Source organism: Solibaculum intestinale, assembly GCF_040096205.1.
GTDB classification, from domain to species: domain Bacteria; phylum Bacillota; class Clostridia; order Oscillospirales; family Acutalibacteraceae; genus Solibaculum_A; species Solibaculum_A intestinale.
Window position 1 is genome coordinate 1 of record NZ_JBBMFD010000039.1, and the last position, 10405, is coordinate 10405.

The 10405-nt window shown below is 58.7% G+C and carries 9 protein-coding genes and 1 pseudogene; 3 read left to right on the forward strand and 7 right to left on the reverse strand.

Annotated elements, in window-relative coordinates:
- Nucleotides 1-78 precede the first annotated feature (78 nt).
- Nucleotides 79-1368: a DUF1015 domain-containing protein gene (locus WMO26_RS12895; RefSeq protein ID WP_349221009.1), complete on the reverse strand. Its 1290-nt coding sequence runs from the start codon at nt 1366-1368 to the stop codon at nt 79-81.
- A 276-nt stretch (nt 1369-1644) separates the two neighbouring features.
- On the opposite strand from WMO26_RS12895, the gene WMO26_RS12900 reads away from it, so the two are divergent.
- From WMO26_RS12900 to ybaK, 3 genes are read left to right on the forward strand one after another with little or no spacing between them, the layout of a single operon-like run.
- The gene (locus WMO26_RS12900; protein ID WP_349221011.1) at nt 1645-2781 is read left to right on the forward strand and encodes a cysteine desulfurase family protein; all 1137 of its coding nucleotides are present in this window, start codon (nt 1645-1647) and stop codon (nt 2779-2781) included.
- A 12-nt stretch (nt 2782-2793) separates the two neighbouring features.
- On the forward strand, nt 2794-4719 hold the full coding sequence (gene mutL / locus WMO26_RS12905) for a DNA mismatch repair endonuclease MutL (RefSeq protein WP_349221013.1): 1926 nt from the start codon (nt 2794-2796) through the stop codon (nt 4717-4719).
- 24 nt (nt 4720-4743) lie between these two features.
- Nucleotides 4744-5220, forward strand: coding sequence for a Cys-tRNA(Pro) deacylase (ybaK, locus tag WMO26_RS12910; protein ID WP_349221014.1), 477 nt, complete (start codon nt 4744-4746; stop codon nt 5218-5220).
- Between the two features lie 38 nt (nt 5221-5258).
- Here ybaK and WMO26_RS12915 read toward each other — a convergent pair whose 3' ends face one another.
- From WMO26_RS12915 to WMO26_RS12940, 6 genes and pseudogenes are all read right to left on the reverse strand, one after another.
- Entirely contained in the window at nt 5259-5939 is a 681-nt protein-coding gene (locus WMO26_RS12915; protein WP_349221016.1) for an ABC transporter ATP-binding protein, read from the reverse strand.
- Between the two features lie 14 nt (nt 5940-5953).
- Nucleotides 5954-7570 carry an ABC transporter permease gene (locus WMO26_RS12920; protein WP_349221018.1) on the reverse strand — a complete coding sequence of 539 codons (1617 nt, stop codon included), beginning with the start codon at nt 7568-7570 and terminating at the stop codon, nt 5954-5956.
- Nucleotides 7571-7989: 419 nt separating this feature from the next.
- Nucleotides 7990-8373, reverse strand: a complete 384-nt coding sequence (locus WMO26_RS12925) for a hypothetical protein (protein WP_349221020.1) — start codon at nt 8371-8373, stop codon at nt 7990-7992.
- A 4-nt stretch (nt 8374-8377) separates the two neighbouring features.
- Complete coding sequence (locus WMO26_RS12930) at nt 8378-8827, reverse strand: DEAD/DEAH box helicase family protein (RefSeq protein WP_349221022.1); 450 nt, start codon at nt 8825-8827, stop codon at nt 8378-8380.
- A gap of 1 nt (nt 8828) precedes the next feature.
- Nucleotides 8829-9941, reverse strand: coding sequence for a collagen-like domain-containing protein (locus WMO26_RS12935; protein WP_349221024.1), 1113 nt, complete (start codon nt 9939-9941; stop codon nt 8829-8831).
- A pseudogene (locus WMO26_RS12940) lies at nt 9941-10405 on the reverse strand (hypothetical protein); the annotation flags it as partial. The pseudogene WMO26_RS12940 and the gene WMO26_RS12935, both read right to left, overlap by 1 nt.

Sequence of the window (10405 nt, forward strand, 5' to 3'; positions counted from 1 at the left end):
CGGCGCGAACATTCGCGCCGCCTTTTTGAAAGCGTTCTTCGCCGCTCGGATGGACACGGCAGAAAACCCGTTTCTTCTTTATCGCAGCTCGTTCATTACCAACCCGGTAATGAGCTTCGGATAAAAATAGGTGGATTTCTGCGGCATCTTCTCGCCGGCCGCCGCAACGTCCCGGATTTCGGTCACCCGGGTGGGATTCAACAGGAAGGCACACTGGGCTTCCCCCTTGCGCACGGCGTCCACGGCCTCTTTTTCCAGTTTGACATAGGTCAGGTTCTTCTGGTTTTGCATGTTCTCCTTGTCAATGCCGAACAGCCGCTCGAGAACCAGGGTATGCAGCACCGTCACATCCAGCGTGCGGGAAGCGGGGCTTACATCGGGGAGCAGCTTGTCCATCACCAACGTGTCCTTTAAGGTAAGCAGAGTCCAGCCTTCCCCGCCGTCGTAAAAGCCGAAGGCTTTTTTGCCCGCGTCGTAGAGGGCAGTAAGTTCCTCGTCCAAAGTAGCGAGAGAGGGCCGGGGCGAAACCTCAAAGTATTCCTTGCATTTCTGAAGCGCCGCGGCAGGATCAAAGTCGGGCAGGTCCCGCACCAGCCGGTGGGTGGGAAACACCACAAGACCCGGATGGGCCATGTCCACCAGCATCATCATCACATAATCCGTCCCGTCACCGGGCTTACTAAGCCCCTTTTCCCGGCAGTCATCCCGGAACTTGAGGGCCGTCTCATACCGATGATGGCCGTCGGCAATGTAAAGCTTGCGGTCGGCAAACTGGCGGCTGAGCACCGCCAAAACCGCCGGGTCGGTCACCAGCCACAGCCGGTGGGTGACGCCGCTTTTATCGGTGAACTCCTGGGCCGGGGCACCGGCCGACTGGGAATCCAGAAGAATGCGGGTGTTCCCGTCGTCCATATATAACGAATAAATCTGGCTGAAATTGCAGAAGGTGGACTTCATCAGGTTATAACGGTCGGTCTTCGCCTTGCTCAGGGTGAATTCATGGGGCAGCACCACGCCCTCGGAGAAGGGGGTGAGCTTGACCAAGCAGATGACCCCTTTGACCTTGCGGGTCACCCCTTTGACGGTGAATTCCTCTTCATAGATATAGAGGCTCTCCTTCTCGTCGCGCTTGAGGATGCCCTCTTTCTTCCATTCGCCCAACACCCGGCCGGCCTCTTCATAGGGGTCCTCCCCCTCCCGGGGCAGCTCCAGTCGGATGACGTTATGAGGGTTTGCCTCCAGATAGGCCTTGCGCTGCTCTTCGCTGATGATGTCATAGGGCGGGCAGGTAAGGGACCCTATATCTCCCGCTTTGGCGGTATCGAACCGCAGCCCGCGAAATGCCTTAATTTGCGCCATCGTTTCCATCCATTTCTCCTTGCGGCAGATTTGTCCGGGTCGCGCTGCGGCCGCAGGAAGCGCAGCGCTCAAGGGAATGGTTTCATTTTATAATGAATCGCTCGTCCCGTCAACCGGGGCCGGAGAAATTGCGCCGGATTTCGTCCGCTTGCAGGGAAACATGCGGCTGGACGGCCTCCTCAAAGCATATGTGCTCATGTGTTTGCGTGGCTGTTCCCTTCGTTGCGAAAACGGGGAAATTGGAGTATAATAGATGAAATTCGACGTTTGACGGAGGGATCTTGCTTGAAGGACATTTATCTGGACAACAGCGCCACCACAAAGGTCTGCCCCCAGGCGGCCGAGGCGGTGCGGCGGCTTTTGTGTGAAACCTATGCAAACCCCTCTTCCCTCCATGCCATGGGAGCCGCCGCCGAACGGGAGCTCAGCCACGCCCGGCAGACGGTCGCCAAGGTGTTGGGGTGCAACCAGAGGGAGGTATTCTTCACCTCCGGCGGGACGGAAGCGAACAACCTGGCCCTGTTCGGCGCGGCGGCGGCACGAAAGCGGCTTGGCAACCGGATCGTCACCACCCGCATCGAGCACCCGTCGGTGTACGAGCCGGCCCTGCAGCTGGAGAAGCAAGGCTTCGAGGTGGTGTTCTTAGAGCCGGACGAAACGGGAAACATCCCCGTCCAAGCGGTGTTCGAAGCGATCACACCGGACACCGTTCTCGTGAGCATGATGCTCGTCAACAACGAAACCGGCGTGCGCCTGCCGGTAGAGACGGCGGCCAAGGCCATCAAGCGGGCCGGGGCCCCCGCCCTGCTCCACTGCGACGCGGTCCAGGCCTTCGGAAAGCTTCCCTGCAAGCCGGCCTCCCTGGGGGCGGACCTGATGACTCTTTCGGCCCACAAAATCCACGGTCCCAAGGGAACCGGCGCCCTATACATCCGCAGGGGTGTGCGCATCGAGCCTCGTACCTTTGGCGGCTCCCAGGAGCAGGGCCTTCGCCCGGGAACCGAGGCATCCGCCCTGATTGCGGGGTTTGGCGCAGCGGTGGAGGCTCTGGGCACCGGCAGCGCATTTTTGGAGCATACGGCGCAGCTCAAAGACCGTCTGTATGAAAAGCTTCGTAGCATTCCCGGCATTTCCTTCAATTCCCCTGCCGACGCGGTTCCGTATATCGTCAACCTGTCGGTGGAGGGCATTCGCTCGGAAACCATGCTCCACCACCTGGCCGCCAGGGGCATTTCCGTGTCCAGCGGCTCGGCCTGCTCGAAGGGGAAACACAGCCGGGTTCTTGCGGCCCAACGTCTCGCGGACGACCGGGTAGACGGTGCGCTGCGGATTAGTTTTAGCCGGGAGAACGACACTCTAGACGTAGACGCCTTCGTGGAAGGGGTTTTGGACGGGATGGCGCGGCTGGCCCGGCGATCATAAGGAGGTACCCGATTGGCAAAACGCATTCATTTATTGGAGAAAAAGGTCGCCGAGCTCATTGCCGCGGGCGAGGTGGTGGAACGGCCCTGTTCGGTGGTCAAGGAGCTGGTGGAAAACTGCATTGACGCAGGGGCCACCGCCGTAACGGTGGAAATTAAGAACGGCGGCGTGCGCTACATCCGCGTGACCGACAACGGCTGCGGCATCGCCCGGGAGGACGTGCCCACGGCCTTTCTGCGCCACGCCACCAGCAAAGTGCAGACGGAAGACGATCTGGACGCCATCTCCACCCTGGGCTTTCGCGGGGAAGCTCTGGCCTCGGTGGCGGCGGTGGCCCACGTGGAGCTGATCACCCGCACTTCGGAGGAACCCATGGGTACCCGCTACTGCATCGACGGCGGGGAGGAAACCCTGCTGGAGGACGCGGGCTGCCCCAAGGGTACCACCATTTTGGTGCGGGATTTGTTTTATAACACGCCGGCCCGCATGAAGTTTCTCAAAAAGGACGTGTCGGAAGCGAACGCCGTGGCCTCGGCGGTGGACCGGATCGCCCTGTCCCATCCGGAGGTGTCGGTGAAGTTCATCCGGGACGGCAAGCAGGAACGAATGACGCCCGGAGACGGCAAGCTTCTTTCCACCATCCACGCAGTGTTCGGGCGGCAGTTCGCCCAGGGCCTTCTGCCGGTGGATTATACCTTAGGCGGGGTAAAGGTGTCCGGCTACATCAGCAAGCCCTCCGCCTCCCGCCCCAACCGCAGCATGCAGAGCTTTTTCATCAACGGCCGGTATGTGCGCACCCGCACGGCGGCGGTGGCCCTGGAGGAAGCCTGCAAGGGGAGCGTTATGGTGGGAAAGTTCCCCGCCTGCGTGCTCAACCTTACGCTTAATCTCGCCCTTGTGGATGTCAACGTCCACCCTGCAAAAATTGAAGTCCGCTTTGTCAATGAACGCCCGATTTTCGACGCAGTTTATCACGCCTGCAAAAACGCGCTGGGGGCCGACGCGCCCGCTCAGGAAATTGATTTGAGTAAGGTGGCAAAGCTGGTGCGGGCTCCCGCAGCAGAAACCGCCCAGCAATTGACCCTTTCCCCTTCCTCCGCTGCGCCCCAAGCGCCTTTGCCCAAACGCGGCGTTGACCGGGCGGTTCTCCAGGCGCCGGCGGATATTTCCTATGCCCCTTCGCCTGTCGTTTCCATCCCGTCCATCCCCAAAGCCCCCGCGGCGCCGCCGGCGCCCAGGAATCCGGGCTGGGACATTGTGGTGGAAGAAGAGACGCAAAAGGAACCCCAGACGCCGCCTGCCCCAAAGCCGCCAGCAAAGCCGCCTTTCGCGCCCAGCAAGGAGCCCGCGCCGACCACTGGGTCGCCTTCTGCCCGGGAAGCCCGCCTGATCGGAGAGGCCTTTTCCACCTACATCCTGCTTGAGAGCGGGGACGAGCTTCTCCTGATCGACAAGCATGCCGCCCACGAGCGCCTTCTTTATGAACACATCAAGTCCCAGGCGCAGCTGACCCCCCAGCTGCTGCTTACCCCGGTTACGGTGACGCTGGACCGGGAAAGCTATGCAGCGGTACTCGAAAACCTGGATACCCTTTCCTCTTTGGGATTTGAAACCGAGGATTTCGGTGCGGGTGCCGTTTTGGTGCGCTCCGCCCCGCTGCAGATGGACGGGCAGGACGCGGGGGACCTGGTGACGGAGATTGCCGGGAAGCTCACCAAAAACGTCAGGGACTTAACCCCGGAGCGGTTGGAATGGGTGTACCATTCGGTGGCCTGCCGGGCGGCTGTCAAGGCTGGGGACCACTCGAACCCACAGGAGCTGTACGACCTTGCCAAGCGCACACTGGAAGAGGACGTGCGCCATTGTCCCCATGGACGGCCGGTGGCGGTACGGTTGACAAAAAAGCAGCTGGAAAAGCAATTTGGCCGGATTCCATAAGCAAATACGAAAGGTGGGAGACTCATGGCGGAATGCAAAACCAACGCCATGCGTATTCTGGAGAAAAACAAGGTGCCCTATGTGATGCACAGCTATCCGCCGGGAGACGCGGTGGACGGGGTCACGGTAGCGGCAAAGACCGGATGGCCGGTGGAGCTTGTGTACAAAACTCTGGTGACCAAGGGGAAATCCGGGGGCTACTTTGTGTTCGTCATCCCGGTGGCCGAAGAGCTGGACTTAAAGAAGGCGGCCAAGGCGGTGGGAGAAAAGGCGGTGGAGATGATCCACGTCAAGGACATCAACAAGGTTACCGGCTACATTCGGGGCGGCTGCAGCCCGGTGGGAATGAAAAAGCAGTATCCCACGGTGATCGACGCATCCGCCGAACCCTTGGACCGGTTTTTGGTCAGCGCCGGAAAAATCGGGTTTCAGGTGGAGCTAAAACCAACGGATTTAACGGACTTGATCGGCGGCTCCTTTGGGGACCTGCTGATGAGCTAAGAAAGAAGCGCGCGCAACTAGTTGCGCGCGCTTCTTTCTTATGGTGATACGATCGCCTTTCTGGGTCTTTCGTTTTTCGTCCGTTTCAATTCATAGATTTCGTCACAGGCTCTCGCCACCTCCGGCGAATGGCTGACCAGGATGACGCACTTTCCCTGCTCGGCCAGTTCCCGGAAAATCTCCATGATTTCCTTTTGCGTTTCCCCGTCCAGGTTCCCGGTAGGCTCGTCGGCCAGGATGACGTCCGGGTTATAGGACAAGGCCCGGGCAATGGCCACCCGCTGCTGCTGACCACCGGATAATTTCAGAATCCGGCGGTTGGCCTCGTCCTCGTCCAGCCCCACGCTGGACAGAAGGGCAATGGCCTGCTCCCTCTTGTCCTTGGTCTTGCCCTTGACGCCTGCAATGTCCATGGACAGCTCCACGTTCTCAAGGGCGGTAAACTTTGTCAGCAGATTGAAGCTCTGGAAGATTACGCCGATGTATTTGCTGCGAAAGCGGTATTTGTCCAGCTTGCGGATGTCCTCGCTGTTATAGGCAATGGTCCCGCTGCCGGGAGACGCGAGGCCTGACAGGAGCGAGAGAAGGGTGGTTTTTCCAGCGCCGGATTTTCCCACCACCGCGTACATTTTGCCCTTCTCAAATTCATAAGAAACCCCTTCCAGGACGGTTTTCGTCCCATAGGAGAAGCAGACGTTTTCCAGCTTTAAAATAGACACAGCCATTTCCTCCTTTAGTCTCGATTGGCGAGTATTTTCAGTGGTTCGTACCGCATGATGAAGATCATGGACACCACGCTTGCCAGCAGTGTAAGCAGCACGCCGATGGCCAGCAATTGGAAAAGCACTGTGAAGTTCATGGCGGAGCTGATCTCACTGACATAATTCTGCATCTGTCCCATGCCGCCCGGGTCAGCCGAAGACCGGTCCATCCCGTCCATGGCGGGCGGCGTCCCCTCGTTTTCCATGCCAAAGCCGCCGCCCCGGCCGAAGTTCATTTCTTTCTGCTGATTCGTGCTCTGCTGGGACTGAATCTGGTTTTGCAGCAGGGAATTGGTGACCGGAACCGAGCTTACCGCGCCGATTCCCGCGCCGACCACCACCGCCGCAAGAGTGACCACAAAGATTTCGCACAAAAACTGCATGGCCACCTTGCTTTTCTTCATGCCGATGGCAGTGAGGACGCCTACCTCATACTTGCGCTCCCGCACATTGAAGATATTGAGCACCATCAGGATCACCGCTCCAATGGCCAGCACCACTAAGAGGAAATACCCGGCCATGGTGCTCAGGTTTTCCAGCGGAACCAGGCTGTCCTCAAAGGCGGTCAGGTCGGAGGAGGTAATGGTGTAGGAATCGGACAGGCCCATAGCCCGCGCTTCCTCTTCAAACCGCTCGTAGGCTTCCACATTCGCAAAGAAATAGGTGCCCGCCGCCGACGCGCGCACAGCTGTGGAGCTTTCTATCCCGGTAGTCTCATCCGTTTGGGCCTGCGCGTTGGCGGCGGACGTATCCACTATGCTCTTGAGGGCCGGATAACTCATATAGATGGCGTTGGCCGGGTCGCTGGAGGTGGAAAAGCCCCGCATAAACCCGCCGCTGGCGGCGGTAGAGGCGCTGTTTTCGTAAATGCCCGCCACTGTCAGAGTGTAGGTCTCCCCTTCCAGGTTGGGGTTTTCGACGACAATGGCATCCCCTACCGCCAGACCGTTATAGATGGCAAGCTCGTCGGAAATGATACAGTCGGCGGTTTCTGTGCCCTCTTCAAACATATCTCCTTCGGTCAGGGTGCAGGTGCCGTTTAAAAAGTCAGTCATAGCGTTCTCGCCGCTGTACCCGACTATGGTGAAGTCTCCCTGGATACCCATGGGTCCTCCGCCTGTCTTTGCGCCGCCCATCCCACCGAACTCCTGGCCGGGTCCTCCGGGCGCCCCGGCCGTGCCGGTCTGTTCCTCTTGGGCGGAATCGGAGGTGGTGACCGCCTGAAGATCGCCGCTGCCGTTGAGGGTGGCGGTGAGCGTATAGGTAAATCCGCTTACGGACTCGGCCTGCGCGTACACCTGCATTTCCTCTACGGAAAGCTCACTCAGTTCACTCATGCCCGCCTGGAAGCTGGATGGGTCAAAGTCTCCGCCTTCCCGCATTCCCTGCATTATGGACTGGCGGTCTACCGAAATGGCAGCGGTCACGCGCATGCCGCTCAGGCTTTCCTCTTTGGCGCTTTCCGCCGCCTGCCGGATGGACAGGCCGATACAGGCGGAAACGGAAATGACCAGCACAATGATGCCGATCAGAATATTTCTCCCTTTGGAGCGCCCAATGCATTTGAGCGCATTTTTCACCACATACATAGCACAGATTTTCCTTTCCCTTGTAACGTTTTTTTGCTTTGACAGCTGCTTTTTCCAGTATAGCAGGCGAACCTTAAAAATAACTTAGGCTTCGTCTGTCCCGTAAAGCGGAGCAAAATCAAGAGGGATGGGAAACTCTTCCCCTATTTGCTCTTCTTACCTGAGAACATAGGGCCGAATTTCTCGCCATTTTCTGCCTGTGTCCCGCTGGACTTTTACAAGAGATGGGAAGAAGGCCAAGCGCAAAAAGCGCTTGGCCTTCTCCGAAGTTCTTCTTCGTTTGCATGGGAGCCGGCCGCAATGCGGGACCGGTCTTGTGCAAACAGGAAAGACCGGACTTACCAACTCGTTGCATGGATGTGGATCATGGCGCATCCTATGGCGCCTGTCAAAGTTCCCATACTGACGGCGGCCAATCCCTAACGGGACGCCTCCACCAGCCCTTCATAAGAATCGGCGGTCAATTCCATCGTACCGCGCCAATCGGGGGATTCTTCTACCCAGAGGGTAGCCGCGCCGGTTCGATGAACCACATGGCCCTTGCGGGCGTCCAGGTAAACGAGCAGCTTTCCAGCCACCATAAGTGCCTGGGGCAGCGGGAACGAAACCGGCTCGGTCAGCGGCATGGACTGGTAATGCTTATTCTGACTGGGAATGTAAAACCGGAAGGTGCAGGTAAAATCCGCCCATTCTTCCGGCAGGGTTAGGGTCAGCGCCGTGTCCTGGTGTTCTCCCGTTTGGCCGGCAAGAAGATTGGACGGGACGAGGGTATCTCCCTCGACAGTCAAGTCGATTATGCGCATATTGTCACCTCTTATCGGATGTGTCCGGATCCGCCTGCACATCGCTGTCGGCGGCCGCAGTGGTGATGGTAATGGTCCTGGTGATATAATTTACGGACTGGTTGTTGTTGGCATCCCGGGCATAAAAATCAATCGACCGCAGGCCCGCGGTTCCAAAGACGATATCGGAACGATATTCCTTTGTGCCGTCCTCCAGTTCCGTAATGGATGCATGGTTTTGTGCAATACCAGATCCGCCCCCCGCGTTAAACGCCACCATGCGGGAGGAAATCCGGTTGAGTTTGGCCGTGATGTGGAACGGCGTATTGACGGGGACGGATTTCTCCGCAATCTGTGCGCTGTATAGGACGGGAGCAGCTGTAAATCCAACGTTTCCGCCGGCGGCCAATCCGCAGATTTCCTTGCCCAAATACGCCATTCCCGCGATTTCCTTGTTCTGTATCATCGTAGGCACATCAATACCCCCAGGCGTAAATTTTTGTGGCATCCTGCTTGCTGGAGGCGGGCAAAGCATCGTATGCCGCCTTATTGGCCAGTACGACTACCTCAATACTGTCGCCCTTTTCGCCTTTGGCGCCCTGTGGGCCGGCGGGGCCGGTATCTCCTTTGGGGCCTGTCTCGCCTTTCGGCCCTTGGGGACCTTGCGCACCCGGTTCACCCTGGGGGCCAGGGTCTCCCTTTTCTCCTTCGGGGCCTTGGGGACCGACCGCTCCCCGATCGCCTTTCGGCCCCTGCTCTCCCGGATCGCCCTTGTCTCCTTTTGGGCCCTGTGGGCCTGTCTCACCAGGCGGTCCCTGGATGCCCTGCTCCCCCGGTTCACCCGGTTGTCCCTGGGGGCCTCTGGGGCCGGTTGTGCCGGCGGGGCCTTGCGGGCCGGGGTCCCCTTTAGGACCCTGGATGTTGCCCACGTTTTTCCACGCGCCTGCAGTTGTATCCCATACGTATAGGTTACCCGCTATCAAATAGCCGTCGCCAGGATCTCCGGTGGGATGGTTGTGTTGGAGTTCATCGAGGGTATCATAGGAACCAAGAATTGCGAGTCCCTCGCCGTCATCTCCTTTTGGTCCCTGGGGGCCCTGAGGACCTTGCGGGCCCGTTTCACCGGGCGGCCCCTGCTTCCCCGTCAGCGCCCCGGAGGCGTATGCGTCATACACTTCGTCCACCTGGGTCATCGCGGCCTCAAACTCGGCGCGGGGGATTGCTACCAGCCCATCATACTCCTCCGGGATCGGGGCAGGGTCCCGTTCCCAGTCCGGAGAAGGCACCACATGCAGCTCAGCCTTTCCAGTGCGGTGGATGTCTTCTCCCGTCTTTGCCTCCAGCCAAACCTCCAGCTTGCCAGGACGCAGCAGGCCGCTGGGCAGCAGGTAGCTGACCGGTTCGGTCAGCGTCTCGGTTTGATACATGCCGCCCGCATTGCGAAACCACAGCGAGTATGCGCCGTGTCCTTTCCAGCCTGACGGCAATACGACCTTCAGCTGCGTATCACGGTGCTCTCCGGTCTGGCCTGCAAGGGTATCCGACGGGACCAAGATGTCGTTTTTGATGGTCAGTGTAATCATGCGCATCAAATCACCTCCTGTGCTTGTTTTGGTGTATTGCGGGCATCCAGTTTGATGCAATTAATTGGCAAAAGATAGGAGTCAAACTGATATCGATATGTAAATGTACAGCCAAACTCATCCGACGACGCCAGCGTCACACCGATCGCCTCAATATCCTGCCGATTGCTGGATGCTTCATAAATACGAAACTCTCCTGAAATGTCAGGCTTACGCTGCATTTCAATGGGATAGATATAGGTATAATAGCTGTCCCCGGATGAACTGGTATGTGCATGCGGCCGCAGCGGAGTATAGATCACTTGGTAATACCGCAGGGCCGATTGCTTTTCCTGGGTGAGCGGTCTGGGCACGCAGGGGGTCGCGCTTTCCCCGAGCTCCAGCTTGACCCAGTTGATCGTGCCCCCGCCGGTAAGCTCCACGGTAGCGGCGTTGGTGGCGGAGGCATTAAAAACATACGTCTTCGCGTG